The 22,169-nt window shown below is 56.5% G+C and carries 14 protein-coding genes and 3 tRNA genes; 11 read left to right on the top strand and 6 right to left on the bottom strand.

Annotated elements, in window-relative coordinates; all coding sequences use genetic code 11:
* Nucleotides 1-3: 3 nt before the first annotated feature.
* From recC to recD, 4 genes are all read left to right on the top strand, one after another.
* Complete coding sequence (gene recC / locus DG357_RS18395) at nt 4-3,378, top strand: exodeoxyribonuclease V subunit gamma (protein ID WP_088204221.1); 3,375 nt, start codon at nt 4-6, stop codon at nt 3,376-3,378.
* A gap of 263 nt (nt 3,379-3,641) precedes the next feature.
* On the top strand, nt 3,642-6,524 hold the full coding sequence (gene ptrA, locus DG357_RS18385) for a pitrilysin (RefSeq protein WP_063155105.1): 2,883 nt from the start codon (nt 3,642-3,644) through the stop codon (nt 6,522-6,524).
* Nucleotides 6,521-10,063 carry an exodeoxyribonuclease V subunit beta gene (recB, locus tag DG357_RS18380; RefSeq protein WP_088204219.1) on the top strand — a complete coding sequence of 1,181 codons (3,543 nt, stop codon included), beginning with the start codon at nt 6,521-6,523 and terminating at the stop codon, nt 10,061-10,063. The genes ptrA and recB overlap by 4 nt, the downstream gene beginning before the upstream one ends.
* Entirely contained in the window at nt 10,060-11,880 is a 1,821-nt protein-coding gene (gene recD / locus DG357_RS18375; RefSeq protein ID WP_088204218.1) for an exodeoxyribonuclease V subunit alpha, read from the top strand. The genes recB and recD overlap by 4 nt, the downstream gene beginning before the upstream one ends.
* A gap of 21 nt (nt 11,881-11,901) precedes the next feature.
* Here recD and argA read toward each other — a convergent pair whose 3' ends face one another.
* On the bottom strand, nt 11,902-13,233 hold the full coding sequence (gene argA / locus DG357_RS18370; RefSeq protein WP_014885072.1) for an amino-acid N-acetyltransferase: 1,332 nt from the start codon (nt 13,231-13,233) through the stop codon (nt 11,902-11,904).
* Between the two features lie 226 nt (nt 13,234-13,459).
* On the opposite strand from argA, the gene amiC reads away from it, so the two are divergent.
* Nucleotides 13,460-14,713, top strand: coding sequence for an N-acetylmuramoyl-L-alanine amidase AmiC (gene amiC / locus DG357_RS18365; RefSeq protein WP_014885071.1), 1,254 nt, complete (start codon nt 13,460-13,462; stop codon nt 14,711-14,713).
* A gap of 88 nt (nt 14,714-14,801) precedes the next feature.
* Here amiC and DG357_RS18360 read toward each other — a convergent pair.
* From DG357_RS18360 to DG357_RS18350, 3 genes are all read right to left on the bottom strand, one after another.
* Nucleotides 14,802-14,878, bottom strand: a tRNA-Met gene (locus tag DG357_RS18360).
* Nucleotides 14,879-14,911: 33 nt separating this feature from the next.
* Nucleotides 14,912-14,988 (bottom strand) — tRNA-Met (locus tag DG357_RS18355).
* 34 nt (nt 14,989-15,022) lie between these two features.
* A tRNA-Met gene (locus DG357_RS18350) sits at nt 15,023-15,099 on the bottom strand.
* A 209-nt stretch (nt 15,100-15,308) separates the two neighbouring features.
* On the opposite strand from DG357_RS18350, the gene mltA reads away from it, so the two are divergent.
* Both mltA and tcdA read left to right on the top strand, forming a co-directional pair.
* Entirely contained in the window at nt 15,309-16,406 is a 1,098-nt protein-coding gene (gene mltA / locus DG357_RS18345) for a murein transglycosylase A (RefSeq protein ID WP_028014275.1), read from the top strand.
* Nucleotides 16,407-16,481: 75 nt separating this feature from the next.
* Nucleotides 16,482-17,288 carry a tRNA cyclic N6-threonylcarbamoyladenosine(37) synthase TcdA gene (gene tcdA, locus DG357_RS18340; RefSeq protein ID WP_006811804.1) on the top strand — a complete coding sequence of 269 codons (807 nt, stop codon included), beginning with the start codon at nt 16,482-16,484 and terminating at the stop codon, nt 17,286-17,288.
* Here the strand turns inward: tcdA and csdE are convergent.
* Both csdE and csdA read right to left on the bottom strand, forming a co-directional pair.
* On the bottom strand, nt 17,279-17,725 hold the full coding sequence (gene csdE / locus DG357_RS18335) for a cysteine desulfurase sulfur acceptor subunit CsdE (RefSeq protein ID WP_088204217.1): 447 nt from the start codon (nt 17,723-17,725) through the stop codon (nt 17,279-17,281). The genes tcdA and csdE overlap by 10 nt on opposite strands.
* On the bottom strand, nt 17,725-18,930 hold the full coding sequence (gene csdA, locus DG357_RS18330; protein ID WP_088204216.1) for a cysteine desulfurase CsdA: 1,206 nt from the start codon (nt 18,928-18,930) through the stop codon (nt 17,725-17,727). Before csdA ends, csdE begins: the two co-directional genes overlap by 1 nt.
* A gap of 192 nt (nt 18,931-19,122) precedes the next feature.
* On the opposite strand from csdA, the gene DG357_RS18325 reads away from it, so the two are divergent.
* From DG357_RS18325 to rlmM, 4 genes are all read left to right on the top strand, one after another.
* Nucleotides 19,123-19,350, top strand: a complete 228-nt coding sequence (locus DG357_RS18325) for a YgdI/YgdR family lipoprotein (RefSeq protein WP_008499648.1) — start codon at nt 19,123-19,125, stop codon at nt 19,348-19,350.
* A gap of 349 nt (nt 19,351-19,699) precedes the next feature.
* Nucleotides 19,700-20,617, top strand: coding sequence for a glycine cleavage system transcriptional regulator GcvA (gene gcvA, locus DG357_RS18320; protein ID WP_014885066.1), 918 nt, complete (start codon nt 19,700-19,702; stop codon nt 20,615-20,617).
* Between the two features lie 39 nt (nt 20,618-20,656).
* Nucleotides 20,657-21,052: a DUF423 domain-containing protein gene (locus DG357_RS18315; RefSeq protein WP_028014272.1), complete on the top strand. Its 396-nt coding sequence runs from the start codon at nt 20,657-20,659 to the stop codon at nt 21,050-21,052.
* Nucleotides 21,045-22,145 (top strand): 23S rRNA (cytidine(2498)-2'-O)-methyltransferase RlmM, encoded by a 1,101-nt coding sequence (gene rlmM, locus DG357_RS18310; RefSeq protein WP_028014271.1) that lies wholly within the window; start codon nt 21,045-21,047, stop codon nt 22,143-22,145. The genes DG357_RS18315 and rlmM overlap by 8 nt, the downstream gene beginning before the upstream one ends.
* The last annotated feature ends 24 nt before the right edge of the window (nt 22,146-22,169 follow it).

Raw genomic sequence — 22,169 nt, 5'->3', positions numbered from 1 at the left:
TCTATGTTAAGGGTCTACCACTCAAATCGTCTGGATGTGCTGGAAGCACTGATGGAATTTATCGTTGAGCGCGAGCGGCTCGACGATCCTTTTGAGCCTGAAATGGTGCTGGTGCAGAGCACCGGTATGGCACAGTGGCTGCAAATGTCGCTTTCCCGTAAGTTTGGCATTGCCGCGAATATTGATTTCCCGCTGCCCGCGAGCTTTATCTGGGAGATGTTTGTTCGCGTGTTACCGGACATCCCCGAGCAGAGCGCCTTCAACAAGCAGGGCATGAGCTGGAAGCTGATGGCGCTGCTGCCGGAAATGCTCCAGCACGATGAATTCGCCATGCTGCGCCACTACCTCAATGATGATACCGATAAGCGCAAGCTGTTCCAGCTGGCGTCGCGCACCGCCGATCTCTACGACCAATATCTTGTTTACCGTTCTGACTGGTTAATTCGCTGGGAAGCGGGCGAACTGGTTGAAGGGTTACCGGAGGCGCAAATATGGCAGGCACCGCTTTGGAAAGCGCTGGTCGAGCATACGGAGAAACTTGGGCAGCCTAAGTGGCACCGTGCCAACCTCTACGATCGGTTTATCTCAATACTCGAGAATGCGTCGGCGCGTCCAGCCCGACTGCCGTCACGCGTTTTTATCTGTGGGATATCCGCATTACCGCCTGTTTATCTGAAAGCGTTGAATGCGCTGGGTAAACATATCGATATTCATATTTTGTTCACCAACCCTTGCCGACAGTATTGGGGGGATATCCTCGACGAACGTTGGCTTGCGCGGCTGGTGACTCGCCAGCGAAAGCGCCTTTTTGAAGAACGATCCGTCCCGCTGTTTAAAGACGGCTCGACTGCCGGGCAGCTTTTTGATGAAGACGGCATCCAGAACCTGCCCAATCCACTGCTTGCCTCATGGGGGAAGCTGGGGCGTGATTACATTCACATGCTCTCCGATATTACGTCATCAGGCGAAGGTGACGTTGACGCCTTTGTCGAGATCGCCCCGGATAGTCTGCTGCATAATATTCAGTTAGATATTCTGGATCTGGAGAACCGCGCCGTCATGGGCGTGACGGCGAAAGAGTTTGAGCGCAGCGACAGCAAGCGGAAGCTGGACGCTGAGGATCGCAGTATCACGATCCATGTTTGTCATAGCCCGCAGCGTGAGGTCGAAGTGCTTCACGATCGACTGCTGGCGATGCTGCAGGACGACCCTGAACTGACGCCGCGCGATATCGTGGTGATGGTGGCGGACATCGACAGCTACAGTCCCTTTATTCAGGCCGTCTTCGGCAGTGCGACGGGTGAGCGATATCTGCCTTACGCCATCTCTGACCGTCGTGCCCGTCAGTCGCACCCGGCATTGCAGGCATTTATCACCCTGCTTTCACTGCCGGATAGCCGGTTTATCTCCGAAGATGTTCTGGCGTTACTGGATGTTCCCGTGCTGGCAGCCCGCTTCAACATCAATGAAGAAGGGCTGCGCTACCTTCGCCAGTGGGTAAACGAATCAGGCGTTCGCTGGGGCATCGATGACGATAACGTTCAGGAGTTCGAGCTTCCCCCAACCGGCCAGCATACCTGGCGGTTTGGCCTGACGCGTATGCTGCTGGGCTACGCCATGGAGAGCAGCCAGGGCGAGTGGAACGAAGTGCTTCCTTACGATGAGTCCAGCGGTTTGATTGCTGACCTGGTAGGGCATTTAGCTTCTCTGCTGATGCAGCTTAACCGCTGGCGCCGTGAGCTAATGCAGCCGCGTCCTCTTGAAGAGTGGCTCCCGGTGTGCAGGGCGTTACTTAATGATTTCTTCCTGCCAGACAACGACACCGAAGCGGCGATGGCGCTCATTGAAACGCAGTGGCAGGCTATCGTTGACGAGGGCGTGAATTCCCACTATCGCGAAGCGATTCCTTTGTCGCTGCTGAGAGATGAGTTGACGCAGCGCCTTGACCAGGAGCGAATCAGCCAGCGTTTCCTGGCAGGCCCCATCAATATCTGTACCCTGATGCCAATGCGCTCAATTCCCTTTAAGGTGGTCTGCCTGCTCGGCATGAACGACGGTATTTATCCTCGGGCCCTGGCACCGCTGGGGTTCGATTTGATGAACGCAGATCCAAAGCGGGGTGACCGTAGCCGTCGTGATGATGACCGCTATCTCTTCCTTGAAGCGCTCATCTCCGCTCAAAGTAAGCTCTATATGAGCTATATCGGTCGTTCCATTCAGGACAACAGCGAGCGCTTCCCCTCCGTTCTGGTGCAGGAACTGGTGGACTATATCGGCCAGAGCCACTATCTGGCTGGGGATGAGGCGCTTAACTGCGATGAAAGCGAGCAGCGGGTAAAGGCGCACATTACCTGTATCCACAGCCGCATGCCGTTTGACCCGGTAAACTATATTGTCAGCGAACAGCAGAGCTATGCCCGCGAATGGCTGCCAGCAGCGAAAAAAGAGGGGAGAGCCCATACGGATTTTATTCAGCCGCTTGATCCGCTGCCCATTAATACTTTGACTTTCGAACAGCTTCAGCGGTTTTGGGCGCATCCGGTGCGCGCCTTCTTCCAGCAGCGATTACAGGTCAACTTCCGCTCTGAAGAGAGCGAAATTCCTGATGCAGAACCCTTTACTCTGGAAGGGCTGGAGCGCTATCAGCTAAACCTCCAGCTGCTTAATGCGCTGGTTGAAGAGGAAGATGCAGACAAACTTTACCGCCGCTACCGTGCCGCAGGACAACTACCTTACGGTGCGTTTGGGGAAATCGTCTGGGAGGCGCAGTGCCAGGAGATGACCGCTCTGGCGGAGCGCGTCAGGGAGCACCGCCAGCCCGGACAAAGCATCGAAATCGATCTCAGCTGCAAGGGCATACAGCTCACGGGCTGGCTAACCCAGGTTCAGCCAGATGGGCTACTGCGCTGGCGGCCTTCTCTGCTCAGCGTTTCACAAGGATTGCAACTCTGGCTGGAACATCTTGTCTACAGTGCGGGTGGGAATAAAGGTGAAAGCCGGATCTTCGTGCGCAAAGAGGGCGAATGGCGCTTCCCACCCATGGAGGCAGAACAGGCGTTACGCTATCTGTCCTTGTATATTGAGGGCTATCTTCAGGGAATGAACAAACCCCTCCTGTTACTGCCCGAAAGTGGCGGTGCGTGGATAAAAGCCTGTTATGACGCGCAGAATGATGCGATGTTAACGGATGAGGCTTCGCTGCAGAAAGCGCGCAGTAAATTTATGCAGGCCTATGAAGGAAACATGATGGTACGCGGTGAAGGTGAGGATGTCTGGTATCAACGTCTATGGCGAACGCTTGAACCAGAATACTTCGAGGCTATTACGGAAGAGGCACAGCGCTACCTGTTACCGTTGTTTAAGTTTAATCAGTCCTGAGCGCTGTATAAAAATTGCGCAGCATGGGGTGTTCATTTATGATGCACTTCTTATCACGGACTGATGTACCTAAATAAAGAGATGTTGGCGTGTCCAGCACGCAGTTTGTTAATGATGTTTGCCCTAAATAATTCGAGTTGCAGGAAGGCGGCAAGGGCGTGAATCTCCGGGAGCTTACATGAGTAAGTGACTGGGGTGAACGCATGCAGCCGACGCACATGCAACTTGAAGTATGACGGGATAGCCGTGATAAAGAGGTCGTAATGCCAGGCAGCACCTTGTTCAAAGCGTTTGTTTTGTTTGTCGCCCTTTGGGCTCCCGTCACTCAGGCAGACTCCGGTTGGCAACCCGTTCAGGAAACTATCCGTAAGAGCGAAAAAGATACCCGTCAGTATCAGGCTATCCGCCTCGATAACGGTATGACCGTGCTGCTGGTTTCCGATCCGCAGGCGGTGAAATCCCTCTCGGCGTTAGTGGTGCCGGTTGGATCGCTGGAAGATCCTGAGGCGCATCCGGGGCTGGCGCATTACCTCGAACACATGACGCTGATGGGCTCTAAAAAATATCCGCAGCCGGATAGCCTTTCTGAATTCCTGAAAATGCACGGCGGCAGCCACAACGCCAGCACGGCACCGTACCGCACGGCCTTTTATCTCGAAGTCGAAAATGACGCGCTGGCAGGGGCGGTTGATCGTCTTGCCGATGCTATCGCCGCGCCGCTGCTGGATAAAAAATACGCCGACCGCGAGCGCAATGCCGTCAACGCGGAGCTGACCATGGCCCGTACCCGGGACGGTATGCGTATGGCGCAGGTCAGCGCCGAGACCATCAACCCGGCGCATCCGGGCTCACGTTTCTCGGGCGGTAACCTGGAGACGCTGAGCGATAAACCTGGAAGCCCGGTCATTGACGCCCTGCATGCGTTTCGTGACAAATACTACTCCGCCAACCTGATGAAGGCGGTTATTTACAGCAACAAACCGTTGCCGGAGCTTGCCGGACTGGCGGCACAAACGTTTGGCCGGGTGCCGAATAAAAATATTGACCTGCCGAAGATAGACGTACCGGTTGTCACGGACGCGCAAAAAGGGATCGTCATCCACTACGTCCCTGCCATGCCCCGCAAAGTGCTGCGCGTTGAGTTCCGCATTGATAACAACACAGCCCAGTTTCGCAGTAAAACCGACGAGCTGGTGACCTACCTGATTGGTAACCGCAGCCCGGGAACCTTATCTGACTGGCTGCAAAAACAGGGGCTGGTGGAAGGGATCCGCGCCGATTCCGATCCCGTGGTAAACGGCAACAGCGGCGTGCTGGCGATCTCCGCCACCCTGACCGACAAAGGTCAGGCCAACCGTGATGAAGTGGTGGCGGCTATCTTTAGCTACCTCTCTTTACTGCGCGAGAAAGGCGTCGATAAGCGCTATTTTGATGAACTGGCGCACGTGCTGGATCTCGATTTCCGTTACCCGTCCATTACCCGCGATATGGATTACGTGGAGTGGCTGGCGGATACCATGATCCGCGTGCCGGTGGCGCACACGCTCGACGCGGTCAATATTGCCGATCGTTATGATGCCGAGGCGGTAAAAGCGCGCCTGGCGATGATGACGCCGCAAAATGCCCGCATCTGGTACATCAGCCCGAACGAACCGCATAACAAGACGGCATACTTTGTTGATGCCCCTTATCAGGTAGACAAAATCAGCGACCAGACCTTCGCCGACTGGCAGAAGAAGGCCGGTGAGATTGCGTTGAAGCTGCCGGAGCTGAACCCCTATATCCCGGATGATTTCTCGCTGATCAAAACGACTAAGGATTATCCGCACCCGGAGCTCATTATTGATGAACCGACGCTGCGCGTGGTGTATACCCCAAGCCGTTATTTTGCGAGCGAGCCAAAGGCCGATGTCAGCGTGGTCCTGCGTAACCCGAAAGCGATGAACAGCGCCAAAAATCAGGTGATGTTCGCGCTCAATGACTATCTGGCCGGTATCGCGCTCGATCAGCTCAGCAACCAGGCGGCCGTGGGCGGGATCAGTTTCTCCACCAATGCCAACAACGGTTTGATGCTTAATGCAAATGGCTATACTCAGCGTCTGCCTCAGCTTTTCAAGGCACTGCTCGAGGGTTACTTCAGCTACACGCCAACGGAAGAGCAGCTTGAGCAGGCTAAATCCTGGTATGCGCAGATGATGGATTCTGCAGAAAAGGGCAAAGCTTACGATCAGGCGCTTATGCCGGCACAAATGCTGTCGCAAATACCTTATTTCCAGCGTGAAGAACGCCGTGCCTTGCTGCCATCAATCTCATTAAAAGAGGTGCTGGCTTACCGTGACTCGCTAAAAACCAACACGCGCCCGGAGTTTCTTATCGTCGGCAACATGAGCGAAGATCAGGCCAAAACGCTGGCAGAAAATGTTCGCACGCAGCTCGGTTCGAAAGGGGACGAGTGGTGCCGTAACCAGGACGTGCTGGTTGAGAAAAAACAGAATGTGATCTTTGAAAAAGCGGGGAGCAGCACCGATTCCGCGCTGGCCGCGGTGTTTGTGCCAACGGGCTATGATGAATTCGCAAGCTCTGCGCAGAGCGCCGTTCTGGGTCAGATTATTCAGCCGTGGTTCTATAACCAGCTGCGCACAGAAGAGCAGCTTGGCTATGCGGTATTTGCTTTCTCAATGAACGTGGGGCGTCAATGGGGGCTGGGCTTCCTGCTGCAAAGCAGCGACAAACAGCCGGCCTATCTCTGGCGCCGCTATCAGGCGTTCTTCCCGCAGGTGGAAGCAAAACTGCGGGCCATGAAGCCGGAAGAGTTTGCTCAGATCCAGCAGGCCGTCATCGCGCAGGTGATGCAGCCGCCGCAGACGCTGGGCGAAGAGGCGTCACAGCTGAGCAAAGATTTCGATCGCGGTAATCTGAAATTTGATTCGCGTGATAAAGTAGTGGCCGAGATAAAACAGCTGACGCCGCAGAAGGCTGCCGATTTCTTCCATCAGGCCGTGATTAAGCCGCAGGGCATCACTATCCTGTCTCAGGTTTCCGGTAGCCAGAACGGGAAAACGGACTACGTGAACCCGAAAGGCTGGAAAGTCTGGAAGAGCGTCAGCGCGTTGCAGCAATCTATGCCCTGGAGTAAGAAAGAATGACCGATACCGCTGAGTCCCTTGATCCCTTACGTTTACCTCTGCAGGGTGAACGATTGATTGAAGCCTCAGCGGGAACGGGAAAAACCTTCACCATCGCCGCGCTCTATCTGCGCCTGCTGTTAGGCCTTGGCGGTAACGCCGCTTTTCCTCGTCCTTTGAGCGTTGAAGAGCTGCTGGTCGTTACCTTTACCGAGGCCGCCACCGCTGAGCTGCGCGGCCGTATTCGGACCAATATCCACGAACTGCGCATCGCCTGTCTGCGCCAGAGCACGGATAACCCTCTTTACGCGAGCCTTCTGAAAGAGATTGCCGATAAGCAACAGGCAGCCCAGTGGCTGCTCCTCGCAGAAAGGCAGATGGACGAAGCGTCCGTCTTCACCATTCACGGTTTTTGCCAGCGCATGCTGAGCCTGAATGCGTTTGAATCCGGCATGCTGTTTGAGCAACAGCTTATTGAAGATGAATCCGTGCTTCGCTATCAGGCCTGCGCGGATTTCTGGCGTCGCCACTGCTATCCGTTACAGCGGGATATTGCGGAAGCGGTACATGCGTTGTGGAAGGGGCCCGAAGCACTGTTGCGCGCCATCGATCGTTATCTTCAGGGGGAAGCGCCGGTCATCAAATCTCCGCCCCCGGCGGATGAAACCCTGGCCTCACGCCATGAAAAAATCATCGCTAAAATTGCCGACATCAAACAAAAATGGATTGAGTCAGTCGGTGAGATTGACGCGATCATCGAGAATTCCGGGATCGATCGACGTAAATTCAATCGCGGCAACCAGGGCAAATGGATCGAGAAGATCAGCGCGTGGGCGCAGGAAGAGACGCGCGGTTACCAGCTCCCGGATGCGCTGGAGAAATTCTCCCGGCGTTTCCTGGTTGAGCGGACCAAAGCCGACGGCATCGTGCCTGAACATCCCCTGTTTCTGGCGATTGAAACCCTGCTGGCGGAGCCCCTGACGCTCAACGATCTGATGATCACTCGCGCCATGACGGAGATCCGCGACGCCGTCGCGCGTGAAAAGCGTCGCCGGGGCGAGCTGGGGTTCGACGATATGCTGAGCCGACTTGATGCGGCGCTGTGCAGTGAAAATGGCGAAGCGCTTGCCGCTGCGATTCGCACCCGCTTCCCGGTGGCAATGATTGACGAATTTCAGGACACCGACCCACAGCAGTACCGCATTTTCCGCCGTATCTGGCGCCAGCAGCCCGGCACCGCGCTGTTGTTAATCGGCGATCCTAAGCAGGCCATTTACGCCTTCCGCGGTGCGGATATTTTTACCTACATGAAAGCCCGCAGCGAGGTTGACGCGCACTACACGCTCGACACCAACTGGCGCTCTTCTCCCGGCATGGTGGAAAGCGTCAATGCGCTCTTTAGCCGCATGGATACGGCGTTTATGTTCCGGGAGATCCCTTTCCAGCCGGTCAAGTTCGCCCCTAAAAATACCGCGTTGCGCTTCGAGGTTAATGGCGAAACTCAGCCAGCCATGAACTTCTGGCTACTTGACGGGGAAGGCTGGGGCGTCGCGGACTATCAAAATGCTATGGCCCAGCACTGTGCGGCGCAAATTAGGGACTGGCTCAGCGCAGGCGCGCGCGGCGATGCGCTGCTGTGGAAGGAGGATAAACCCGCCCCGGTAAAGGCATCCGATATCACGGTGCTGGTGCGCAGCCGTCAGGAGGCCGCGCTTATCCGCGACGCCCTGACGCTATTGAATATACCGTCCGTCTACCTCTCCAACCGCGACAGCGTTTTTGAAACGCTGGAAGCCCTCGAGATGCTATGGCTGCTGCAGGCTGTGCTGGCCCCGGAGCGTGAAAGCACGCTCCGCAGCGCCTTAGCGAGCGCGATGCTCGGGCTGAACGCGCGTGACATTGATGCGCTTAATACTGACGAATCCGCGTGGGATGCTGTGGTAGAAGAGTTTGTGCGCTACCGTGAAAAATGGCAGAAGCGCGGCGTGATGGCGATGGTGCGCGAGCTCATGGCACAGCGTCACATTGCGGAAAACATGCTGGCGACAGCGGGCGGCGAACGCCGTCTGACCGATATTTTGCACATCAGCGAGCTGCTCCAGGAAGCGGGTACGCAGCTGGAGAGCGAGCATGCTCTGGTGCGCTGGCTGGCCCAGCAGATTGCCGACCCTAACAGCAATTCTTCCAGCCAGCAGATGCGCCTCGAGAGCGATAAACATCTGGTGCAGATCGTCACCATTCACAAGTCGAAAGGCCTGGAGTATCCGCTGGTCTGGCTGCCGTTTATCGCCAATTATCGCGTGCAGGACCAGGCTTTTTATCACGATCGCGAGTCGTTCGAAGCGGTACTCGACCTCAGCAACGCGGAGTCCAGCGTCGAGCTGGCCGAAGCCGAGCGTCTCGCGGAAGACCTGCGCCTGCTATACGTGGCGCTGACCCGTTCGGTCTGGCACTGTTCCCTGGGCGTCGCGCCGCTGTTCCGTCGCCGTGGCGAAAAGAGCGGCGAGAGTGATTTTCATCTGAGCGCGCTGGGGCGGCTTATTCAGCGCGGCGAGCCTAAAGATGCCGCAGGGCTGCGCCAGTGCATCGAATCACTTTGCTCAGAGCATGTTGCCCTGCATATTCCCTCCCAGCCCGATAGCAGCCGCTGGCAGACGCCGGAGCAGGGAGAGTCAGCGCTGCATGCCCGCGAGGTGGCTCGCACAATCGCTGACGACTGGCGCGTTACCAGTTACTCCGGTTTACAGCAGCACGGACAGAGTATTGCGCAAGATCTGATGCCAAAACTGGACGTGGATGCCGCTGGGGCCGGGAGCGTGCCCGTCGAGCCGGCGCTCACGCCGCATCAGTTTCCGCGCGGCGCCTCGCCGGGCACGTTTTTGCACAGCCTGTTTGAAGAGCTGGATTTTACCCAGCCGGTATCAGAAGAGTGGGTGCTGAAGATGTTACAGAGCGGCGGCTACGACGCACAGTGGCAGCCGGTTCTCACTGAATGGATCCGCGCTGTTCTGCACGCGCCGCTCACGGTGCAGGGGATCTCGCTGAGCCAGCTGACCGCCAAAGATAAGCAGGTGGAGATGGAGTTTTACCTTCCCATCGCCAGCCCGCTCAGGGCCGAGGCGCTTGATGCGCTGATCCGCGAGTACGATCCGTTATCCGCCGGGTGTCCGCCGCTGAATTTTCGCCAGGTGCAGGGGATGCTGAAAGGCTTTATCGACCTGGTTTTCCGCCACGAAGGGCGCTACTACCTGCTGGATTACAAATCGAACTGGCTGGGGGCAAACAGCGAAGCTTATACCCAGCAGGCGATGGCCTCAGCGATGCAAATGCATCGCTACGATCTGCAGTATCAGCTTTACACCCTGGCGCTGCACCGTTACCTGCGCCATCGCATGGCCGATTATCGCTATGAAGATCATTTTGGCGGCGTCATTTACCTGTTCCTGCGCGGCGTGGATGCTAACGACCCGCGTTCGGGTATCTTCAGCACCCGTCCGGCTGTGGAGTTGATTGAAAAGATGGATAACTTGTTTGCTGCAAGCACGGAGGAAGTAGCATGACGATGCAGGCGCTATTGCTGGACGCAATTGAACAACGTGCACTTCGCCACCTGGACGTACAATTTGCCATGATGGTGGCGGGCGAAGAGCCTGCCGTCATGCTTGCCGCGGCGATCCTGAGTAAAGATGCGGGAGAAGGGCATGTCTGTCTGCCGCTTTCACGTCTGGTGGTGGATGAGAAAATGCCGCCGGCTTTACAGGCGTGTTTCGCGCTTCTGGGTGAGGCAGTGGACTGGCAAGAAATATTACTCCGCTCGCCCGCCGTCAGCAGCGCCGATACCGGTACGCCAATGATTTTGACGGGTGAACGTTTGTATCTGAACCGGCTGTGGCGTAACGAACTGACGGTGGCGCGCTTTTTCAGCGAGACCAATGCTCCGCTCCCGTGCGATGAAGCACTGCTCCGGCAAACGCTGGATACGCTGTTTACCTCTGACGACGAGACAGACTGGCAGAAAGTGGCGGCAGCAGTGGCGTTAACGCGGCGAATATCGGTGATTTCGGGCGGGCCTGGCACCGGTAAAACGACCACCGTGGCTAAGCTGCTTGCCGCGCTGATTCAGTTATCGGGTGAGCAAAAGTGTCGTATCCGCCTGGCGGCACCCACCGGTAAAGCGGCTGCACGTCTGACGGAGTCGTTAGGCGGCGCGCTGCAAAAACTGCCGCTCACCGGGGAGCGGCTTGCGCTTTTCCCTAACGAAGCCAGCACGCTGCACCGCTTGCTCGGCGCGCAGCCGGGTAGCCAGCGTCTGCGCTACCATGCCGGTAACCCGCTGCATCTGGACGTGCTGGTGGTGGATGAAGCATCGATGATTGACCTGACGATGATGTCGCGTTTGATTGATGCGTTACCGCCGCACGCGCGCGTCATTTTCCTCGGCGACCGCGATCAGCTTGCCTCCGTGGAGGCCGGGGCCGTGCTGGGCGATATCTGCACCTATGCCAGCCTGGGGTATACCGCAGAACGCGCTGAGGAGCTGGCGCGCCTGACCGGATGTTCGCTCGCGGCTGAGAACCATTTACTTGCGGGGGCGCTGCGCGACAGCCTGTGTTTACTGCAAAAAAGCTACCGTTTTGGCAGCGACTCCGGCATTGGTCAGCTTGCGGCGGCGGTGAACCGGGGCGACCGGCACGCTACCTGTGCGGTATTTGACGGCACCTTTACCGATATTGAGAAAAAATCGCTGCAAACCGGGGAAGAGTATCAGGCGATGCTGGATGACGCCCTGCTGGGGTACCAACATTTTCTGACGGGCGTACAGCAGAAAAACACGCCGGAGCAGGTCATTGCCGCGTTTGGCGAATACCAGCTGCTCTGCGCGTTGAGGGAAGGGCCCTTTGGCGTCAGCGGCCTGAACGACAGGCTGGAACAGCTGCTGGCGCAAAAGCGTAAAATCAACCGTACTCCGCACTCGCGCTGGTATGAAGGCCGGCCGGTGATGATCTCCCGCAACGACAGCGCGCTGGGGTTGTTTAACGGGGATATCGGGATTGCGCTCGATCGCGGGCAGGGGCTTCGCGTCTGGTTCCAGATGCCGGACGGTAGCGTGAAGTCCTTCCAGCCGAGCCGTTTGCCCGAGCATGAAACTGCCTGGGCGATGACGGTGCATAAATCCCAGGGTTCTGAGTTTAACCATGCGGCACTTATCCTGCCCACACAGCTTTCCCCTGTCGTTACACGCGAGCTGATCTATACCGCTATTACGCGCGCGCGTCAGCGCCTGTCGCTGTATACCGATGAACGGGTGCTGGTACAGGCGATTGCCACCCGCACGGAACGCCGAAGCGGGCTGAGCGCGATATTTGACTCTCTCTGAACGACGCCGGCAAAGAAAGGATTACCCCAGGTCGGCCATCAGCACTTTCGAACGGCGCTGATAGTTGTACATCTCTTTCTTCGTTTCCGGCAGAGAATCAATATCCACCGGCGTGAACCCGCGTTCCTGGAACCAGTGAATACTGCGCGTCGTCAGGACGAACAGCTTGCTCAGCCCCATCTGACGCGCCTGTGCCGCCACGCGCTCAAGCAGCATTTCGCCGCGTGAAGAGCTGCGGTAATCCGGGTGCACCGCCACGCAGGCCATTTCTCCGATTTTCTCTTCCGGGAACGGATAGAGGGCGGCGCAGGCAATGGTCAGGTTATCGCGCTGGATAATGGTGAATTTGTCGATCTCCATCTCCAGCTGCTCGCGGGAGCGACGAACCAGAATACCCTGCTGTTCCAGCGGACGGATCAGCTCCAGAATGCCGCCGATATCGTTGATGGTCGCGCGGCGAATCTGCTCCGCACTTTCCATCACAATCTGGGTGCCAATACCGTCGCGGGAGAACAGCTCCTGCAGCAGAGCTCCGTCTTCCTGATAGCTGATCAGGTGACTACGGCGCACGCCGCTGCGGCAGGCCTTCACGGCGCCACGCAGGAAGCGGACGGTGCCGGAGTGGTAATCCCCTTCGGCTTCCAGCGCTTCAACGCGGGCCTGCGCTTCATTCGGGAAGAGTTCCGGCACAATCACCCCTTCATCGTTTACGACGCCCTGGGAGGAGCAAAACCCAATCATTTTTTCCGCCTTCAGCTTGATCGCCAGCTGGGTGGCAATCTCTTCGGACGTCAGGTTAAAGCTTTCACCGGTTACGGAAACCGCCACCGGCCCCATCAGCACAATGGCACCGCTGTCGAGCTGACGGTGAATGGCCTCTTCATCAATACGACGAATGCGGCCGCTGTGGCAGTAATCCACGCCATCGTCCACGCCGAGCGGCTGGGCAATGATAAAGTTGCCGCTCACGACGTTGATATGCGCGCCCTGTAGCGGCGTGTTGTTCAGGCTCATCGACAGGCGAGCGGTGATATCCAATTGCAGCAGACCCGCCGCCTGCTTCACCAGCTCCAGGGTTTTGGCATCCGTGACGCGGGTATGTTTGTGGTAAATCGGCTCGTGGTGGTGAGCGGCCAGGTTGGCGTCGATCTGCGGGCGCGCGCCATAGACCACCACCAGGCGGATCCCGAGGCTGTGCAGCAGGCCAATGTCATTGACGATGCTGGAAAAATTTTCATGCTCAATGGCTTCGCCGCCCAGCATGATGACAAACGTTTTTCCCCGGTGGGCGTTGATATAGGGAACAGAATGGCGGAATCCCTGGACCAGTTCGGTTCTACGTTCCTTCACCATGGCACAACCCTTAATGAATGTTTATTCGTAATTTATGTATTTTTATTCGATTGTGGGCGCGTGTGCAAGTGCAAATTTTCTGCGACCTACAGAAATTAATAAGTAATCCGTGCGTTAACGTATGATTGTTTACCCTTTTATAGATGACAGTTTATGCGTCATTCGTTAAAGTTTTCGGTCAATCTGCACTTTTGTATATCAGTTTGTTTTCTTGCTCGGGAGAAGCATGTCGGGATCCAATTCAGCAATAAGCCGCCGCCGTTTGTTAAAAGGGGCCGGGGCAATGTGGTTGCTTAGCGTCAGCCAGGTCGGTCTTGCCGCCACGAGTCAGGTGGTGGCGGTGCGCGTCTGGCCGTCGTCGACCTATACGCGCGTGACGGTTGAATCCAATCGCGTGCTGAAATATAAGCAATTTGCCCTTAGCAACCCTGAACGCGTGGTGGTGGATCTCGAAGGGGTGAACCTCAACTCCGTGCTGAAAGGCATGGCGGCGCAGATCCGCGGTGACGATCCGTTTATTAAATCGGCGCGCGTCGGGCAGTTTGATCCGCAAACCGTGCGCATGGTGTTTGAGCTTAAGCAGAACGTTAAGCCGCAGCTGTTCGCCCTGGCACCCGTCGCGACGTTTAAAGAGCGTCTGGTGATGGATCTTTACCCGGCGAATGCGACGGATATTCAGGATCCGCTTCTCGCCCTGCTGGAGGATTACAACAAAGGCGATCTTCAGCGTCAGGTGCCGCCTGCGCAAAGCGGCCCGCAGCCGGGGAAAGCAGGACGCGATCGTCCGATTGTGATCATGCTCGATCCCGGCCACGGCGGCGAAGACTCCGGTGCGGTGGGGAAATACCATACGCGTGAAAAAGACGTGGTGCTGCAAATTGCCCGTCGTCTGAAGGCGTTAATTGATAAAGAGGGCAATATGCGCGCCTACATGACGCGCAATGAGGATGTCTTTATTCCGCTGAAGGTGAGGGTGGCGAAAGCGCAGAAGCAGCGTGCCGATCTGTTCGTCTCGATCCATGCGGATGCCTTTACCAGCCGCCAGCCGAGCGGCTCGTCGGTGTTTGCGCTCTCAACCAAGGGCGCGACCAGTACCGCGGCGCGATACCTTGCGGACACCCAGAACGCCTCGGACCTGATCGGTGGCGTGAGCAAAAGCGGCGACCGCTACGTCGACCACACCATGTTCGACATGGTGCAGTCCCTGACCATTAACGACAGCCTGAAGTTTGGTAAAGCGGTGCTGGGCAAGCTGGGGAACATCAATAAGCTGCACAAAAACAGCGTTGAGCAGGCCGGGTTTGCGGTGCTGAAGGCACCGGATATCCCGTCCATTCTGGTAGAAACCGCGTTTATCAGTAACGTTGAAGAAGAGCGTAAGCTCAAGACGGCAAAGTTCCAGCAGGAGGTGGCGGAGTCGATTCTGGCGGGGATACGGGCGTATTTCTCAGACGGGGCGACGCTGGCGCGGCGCGGGTAGGTTTTTAGCCGGGTGAAATGCCCGGCAAATTCACAAACGGCAGATACAAAAAAACACCCTTAAGGGTGTTTATTGTTTTTAGAAGTGTTGGTTGCGGGGGCCGGATTTGAACCGACGACCTTCGGGTTATGAGCCCGACGAGCTACCAGGCTGCTCCACCCCGCGGCACCGTACTTCTTATCTTTTCTAAAATTTGATTGGTTGCGGGGGCCGGATTTGAACCGACGACCTTCGGGTTATGAGCCCGACGAGCTACAAGGCTGCTCCACCCCGCGTCACCGTACTGCTTATACTTCATCAAATTTTAATTGGTTGCGGGGGCCGGATTTGAACCGACGACCTTCGGGTTATGAGCCCGACGAGCTACCAGGCTGCTCCACCCCGCGTCCGTGGAAGCGCACTATACTCGGATAGGTTTGTGATGCAACCCCTTTTTCACATAAATCATTAACTTTGTATGTAAAGTGAACGGCATTGCGACATTTAGACTATTTTTTGCTCTGAATTTGCCAAAGGGCATGCGATCGCATTTCATTCGCTTTGTCGGTTTGTTATCTTCATCATGCGGAAATGGGCAACTTAAAGACGAGATATAATGAAAGGACGTTGGGCGAAGTATCTGATGGCGGGCGCAATGGTAGCGATTCTTGCGGCCTGTTCTTCCAAACCGACCGATCGCGGTCAGCAGTATAAAGACGGGAAGTTATCCCAGCCTTTCTCTTTAGTTAATCAGCCTGACGCCGTTGGCGCGCCGATCAACGCCGGTGATTTCTCCGAGCAGGTCTACCAGATCCGCAATGCGTCGCCGCGTCTGTATAGCTCACAGAACAATGTTTATAGCGCGGTACAGGACTGGCTGAAGGCGGGCGGCGATACGCGCAACATGCGCCAGTTTGGTATTGATGCCTGGCAAATGGAAGGGGCGGATAACTACGGCAACGTCCAGTTCACCGGCTATTACACGCCCGTGGTTCAGGCGCGACACACGCGCCAGGGCGAGTTCCAGTACCCTATCTACCGTATGCCGCCAAAACGCGGCCGTCTGCCGTCCCGCGCCGAAATCTACGCCGGTGCGCTGAGCGAAAACTACGTCCTGGCCTACAGCAACTCCCTGATGGATAATTTCATCATGGACGTGCAGGGCAGCGGCTACATTGATTTTGGCGACGGTTCACCGCTCAACTTCTTCAGCTATGCCGGGAAAAACGGCCATGCCTACCGCAGCATCGGTAAGGTGCTGATTGACCGCGGCGAAGTGAAAAAAGAAGATATGTCGATGCAGGCGATCCGCGAGTGGGGCGAAAAGCACAGTGAAGCCGAGGTGCGCGAGCTGCTGGAGCAGAACCCATCGTTCGTCTTCTTCAAGCCGCAAAACTTCGCGCCGGTGAAAGGGGCCAGCGCCGTGCCGCTGATTGGCCGCGCGTCGGTGGCATCGGATCGTTCTATCATTCCTGCGGGTACCACGCTGCTGGCGGAAGTCCCTCTGCTCGACAACAACGGCAAGTTCAACGGCAAATATGAGCTGCGTCTGATGGTAGCCCTGGATGTGGGCGGAGCGATTAAGGGCCAGCACTTTGATATCTATCAGGGCATTGGCCCGGATGCCGGTCACCGTGCAGGCTGGTATAACCACTACGGACGCGTATGGGTGCTGAAGGCCGCGCCGGGCACCGGAAACGTATTCAGCGGCTGATTGTGGTATTCTGAGCGCAATACGGATTACTGTTCAGGGTGAGGAAAACCTCACCCTTTTTACATCTGAGGTTTTATGTCTGTGGTAATCAGCGATGCCTGGCGCCAGCGTTTTGGCGGCACGGCACGTCTCTATGGTGAAAAAGCCCTGCAGCTGTTTGCGGATGCGCACGTCTGCGTCGTGGGCATTGGCGGTGTCGGCTCCTGGGCGGCGGAAGCGCTGGCGAGAACCGGGATTGGCGCAATCACGCTGATTGATATGGATGACGTTTGTGTAACCAACACTAACCGTCAGATCCACGCCCTGCGTGATAACGTCGGTCTGGCGAAGTCCGAGGTGATGGCGGAGCGCATTCGCCTCATCAATCCGGAGTGTCGGGTGACGGTGATCGACGACTTTGTGACGGCAGATAACGTCGCGGAGTACATGAGCAAAGGCTACAGCTATGTGATTGACGCCATCGACAGCGTGCGGCCTAAAGCGGCGCTGATCGCATACTGCCGTCGTTACAAGGTGCCGCTGGTCACGACTGGTGGCGCGGGCGGGCAAATCGATCCCACGCAGATCCAGGTTGCCGATCTGGCGAAAACCATTCAGGATCCGCTGGCTGCCAAGCTGCGTGAACGCCTGAAGAGCGACTTCAATGTGGTAAAGAACAGCAAGGGCAAGCTGGGCGTCGACTGCGTGTTCTCCACCGAAGCGCTGGTCTACCCGCAGGCGGATGGTTCAGTTTGTGCGATGAAAAGCACGGCGGAAGGGCCAAAACGCATGGACTGCGCGTCAGGCTTTGGGGCGGCCACCATGGTAACCGCCTCTTTTGGCTTTGTGGCGGTCTCTCACGCCCTGAAGAAAATGATGGCGAAGGCGGAACGTCAGGCCTGAGCCTGACGTGCGGCGTCCAGCACCGCGTCGCTGAGCGCGATCAGGCCCTGACCACGCGAGGCGCTAAGCTGCGCGCGCAGCCCCAGTTCGTCGAACAGCGCCAGCGGCGAGTGCGTTAACAATTCCGCCGCGCTTTTCCCCTCAATGGCGGTTAACAGGACCGCCAGCAGGCCCCGGACGATGCGCCCTTCGCTGTCGCCGAAGAAATGCAGCTTCTCGCCGGAGACGCTCACGCCCAGCCAGACGCGGTTTTCACAGCCCGCAATCTCTTTCGCCTGCGCTTTAAGATCGCCGGAAAGAGCTGGGAGCTGTTTACCCAGCAGGATCAGCTGACGATATTTATCTTCCCACTGCTGGAGCGGGGCGAAGGTCTGTTTTAAGGTCTCTTCAGTGATGACCGTGCCAAACGGATGTCCGGCTAAAGCAGCGCTAGTCATTAATCCACCAGTATTTCAAGGGCGCGGTCAACGGCGCTAACCAGCGCGTCGACATCGCTTTGGGTATTATACGGCGCAAACGAGGCGCGCAGCGTACCGCTTACGCCGAGCGCCGCCAGCAGCGGCTGGGCGCAGTGCTGTCCTGCGCGCAGGGCAATGCCGTATCCGGCCAGCAGCGTCACCATATCGCTATGATGCACGCCAGCAAAATCAAAGGCGAGCAGGCTGGAATCCTGAACGCGGAACGAGCGGAAACCCGGGCGTTTTTTCAGTTCTTCCTCTGCCAGCGTCGCCAGCCCTCGGCTCCAGCTTTCCGCCTGAACCGCGTCCGTTTCCGCCAGCCATTCAAGTGCGGCGCTGAGGCCGATGACCCCGGCCACGTTCGGCGTGCCCGCTTCCAGACGGTAAGGCACCTCCTGCGTTTTATAACCGTCGAAGGTCACTTCGGTAATCATTTTGCCGCCGCCGAGCCACGGCGTCATTTTTGCCAGCAGTTCCGGTTTACCGTACAGCGCGCCAATCCCGGTTGGCCCGTAGAGTTTGTGCCCGGAGAAGGCGTAGAAGTCGATATCCAGCGCCTGCACATCAGCGGGGAAATGAACCACGCCCTGAGCACCGTCGACCATCACCACCACGCCGCTGGCATGGGCAATCTCAATGGCGCGAGCCAGGTCCGGACAGCCGCCGGTGACGTTGGACATCTGCCCCAGCGCCAGAACGCGGCTGCGGGGGGTAATCAGCTCAGGGAGACGGGCCACGTCAGGCAGAAAGTCTGCACTCAACGGGAGCATAATAACGCGCGCGCCCGTTTGCTCAGCCACCATCAGCCAGGGCACCAGGTTAGCGTGGTGCTCTGCTTCGCTGACAATGATCTCGTCCCCTGGCTGCAGCAGCGGGCGGGCATAGCACTGGGCCACCATATTGATGGCTTCGGTCGTGCCGCGCGTCCAGACGATATTTTTCCCGCTTTCGGCATTGATCAGGCGTGCAACCTGATCGCGTGCGGCTTCATAGCGCGCGGTCAGGCGCTGTGCTTCGGCAAACTGGCTGCGATGTACGTTGCCGGCGCTCAGGCTGTAGAACTGCTGCGTGGCCTCGATCACCGCCTTGGGCTTCAGGGCCGTGGCGGCGCTATCAAGATAAATACCGGCATCGGCCAGCGCCGGAAACTGTGCGCGAAACTGCGCAGGACTGAAAGCGTTCATGGAATTCCTCGTGTCGATAGAGAGATCGTCGCGCAATTTCAGCGGCAGGGCAAGGAGGTTGATATCTATCAGATTTGTCTGCTTATCCTGGCGACCTCGAAAAAGCAGGTTATGCTAAATAGTGTTAGGCGGATGTTTTAGCCTGTTATAAATCGAGGTTTGAATAGCATTAATTGCTAAAGGAGAATAATCATGAATAAGACAGCTGCAATCATTTCTGCCTGTGCGTTTACTTTTGCCCTGAGCGCCTGTTCTGGTAACAACTACGTGATGCACACAAACGATGGTCGTTCTATCGTTTCGGAAGGGAAACCGACTACCGATAACGATACCGGGATGATTTCGTACAAAGATGCTAACGGGAACAAGCAGCAGATCAACCGCACGGACGTGAAAGAGATGAAAGAGATCGAGCATTAATCGATCGCAGGCGAAAAAAAAGCACCGCAAATTGGCGGTGCTACATTAATCACTATGGACAGACAGGGTAAATGTACAGGAAGTGAAAAATTGGTAGCGTTGCTACCGTGGTCTGAATCGCAGACCAATTGCAAACACAACAACACAACATCACAACCGTAAGCCAAAAGCCCTTCAGAACACGCATTCCGAAAAAAGCTCTTCGTTCCGGCTCAGGAAGTGCCGCCACTATAGGTATTTGCTGGTAGTTCCTCAACGGACAAATTATAATGGCTCAGATAAAAAAAACTAATAGGTTAAACGTTGTTTCCTGTTTGTTAAATTCCGTTAACATCTAAGCCAGATAACCATGTCAAAGCGATTGCCACCCCTTAATGCATTACGCGTTTTTGATGCAGCAGCACGTCACCTGAGCTTCACCCGTGCGGCAGATGAGCTTTTTGTGACACAGGCCGCAGTAAGTCACCAAATCAAGTCCCTGGAGGATTTCCTGGGCCTTAAGCTGTTCCGCCGACGCAATCGTTCCTTGCTGTTGACCGAAGAGGGGCAGAGCTATTTTCAGGATATTAAAGAGATTTTTTCCCAGCTCACGGAAGCCACGCGTAAGCTGCAGGCCCGCAGTGCAAAAGGTGCCCTGACTGTTAGTTTATTGCCCAGTTTTGCCATTCAGTGGTTGGTGCCAAGACTCTCAAGCTTTAACTCAGCTTATCCGGGGATCGACGTTCGAATCCAGGCGGTGGATCGTCAGGAAGACAAGCTGGCCGATGATGTGGATGTCGCCATTTTTTATGGTCGCGGCAACTGGCCGGGCTTGCGTGTCGAGAAATTATACGCAGAATATCTGCTGCCGGTCTGTTCGCCTCTGCTTTTAACAGGCGACAAGGCGCTGAAAACACCCGCTGACCTGGCGCAGCATACGCTTTTACATGATGCCTCTCGCCGCGACTGGCAAACTTATACCCGTCAATTAGGTCTTAGTCATATAAACGTGCAGCAGGGCCCCATTTTTAGCCATAGTGCGATGGTGCTACAGGCTGCCATTCACGGACAGGGCGTGGCGTTGGCGAACAACGTGATGGCGCAGTCCGAAATTGAGGCAGGCCGTCTGGTTTGCCCTTTTAATGATGTACTGGTCAGCAAGAATGCATTTTATCTGGTTTGTCATGACAGTCAGGCAGAACTGGGTAAAATAGCCGCCTTCCGGCAGTGGATACTGGCGAAAGCGGCAAGCGAGCAAGAAAAATTCCGCTTCAGGTATGAACAATAACGTTTGTGTGCCGGGCACGCATTAATTCAGGACTTAAACATGACCAGCCGATTCATGCTGATTTTTGCCGCGGTGAGTGGCTTTATTTTTGTTGCACTGGGCGCCTTTGGCGCGCACGTATTGAGCAAGTCTTTGGGCGCCGTCGAGATGGGCTGGATCCAGACCGGCCTTGAATACCAGGCGTTTCATACGCTGGCTATTTTTGGGCTGGCGGTGGCGATGCAGCGCCGGATAAGCATCTGGTTTTACTGGAGTAGCGTATTTATGGCGCTGGGTACCGTGCTGTTTAGCGGCAGCCTTTACTGTCTGGCCCTCTCGCATTTGCGCCTGTGGGCGTTTGTTACACCTGTCGGCGGCGTGAGCTTCCTGGCGGGTTGGGTATTAATGTTTATCGGAGCTATCCGTCTGAAACGCAAGGGCGTTGTTCATGAATAAGGTTGTTTTATATTGTCGCCCGGGGTTTGAGAAAGAGTGCGCCGCGGAAATTACCGATAAAGCGGCGAAGCGCGAAGTCTTCGGCTTTGCTCGCGTAAAAGAAAATGCGGGCTATGTGGTATTCGAGTGTTATCAGCCTGAAGACGCCGACAAGCTGGCGCGCGAGCTGCCGTTCAGCTCGCTGATCTTCGCCCGCCAGATGTTCGTCGCGGGTGAGTTGCTGAAAGATCTTCCGCCGGAAGATCGCATCACGCCGATTGTGGGAATGCTGCAGGGCGTGGTGGAGAAGGGCGGCGACCTGCGCGTTGAGGTTGCCGATACCAACGAAAGCAAAGAGCTGATGAAGTTTTGCCGTAAGTTCACCGTGCCGCTGCGCGCAGCGCTGCGTGACGCGGGCATACTGACAAACTACGAAACGCCGAAGCGTCCGGTGGTGCATATCTTCTTTATCGCACCGGGCTGCTGCTATGCGGGCTATTCGTACACCAATAACAATTCGCCATTCTTTATGGGCATCCCGCGCCTGAAGTTCCCTGCAGATGCGCCGAGCCGTTCAACCCTGAAGCTTGAAGAGGCGTTTCACGTCTTTATCCCGGCAGATGAGTGGGACGAGCGTTTGGCTAACGGCATGTATGCCGTCGACCTTGGCGCGTGCCCGGGCGGCTGGACCTATCAGCTGGTGAAACGCAACATGTGGGTGTCGTCTGTGGATAACGGCCCAATGGCGCAAAGCCTGATGGACACTGGACAGGTCACCTGGCTGCGAGAGGACGGTTTCCGCTATCGCCCAACCCGCAACAACATCTCGTGGATGGTGTGCGACATGGTGGAGAAGCCGGCGAAAGTGGCCGCGCTGATGGCCTCCTGGCTGGTGAACGGCTGGTGCCGTGAGACCATTTTCAACCTCAAGCTGCCGATGAAAAAGCGCTACGAGGAGGTATCCCAGAACCTGGCCTATATTCAGGCACAGCTGGATGAGCACGGTATTAACGTGGAGATCCAGGCGCGTCAGTTGTACCACGACCGCGAAGAGGTGACGGTACACATCCGTCGCTGGTGGGCGGCTGTAGGCGGACGTCGCGACGAGCGATAGTGCGTGCTTTGTTTTGCCCGGTGG

Source organism: Enterobacter bugandensis (genome assembly GCF_900324475.1).
GTDB classification, from domain to species: domain Bacteria; phylum Pseudomonadota; class Gammaproteobacteria; order Enterobacterales; family Enterobacteriaceae; genus Enterobacter; species Enterobacter bugandensis.
Note: the sequence above shows the minus strand (reverse complement) of the source record. Positions and strands in the feature narration are given on the sequence as shown.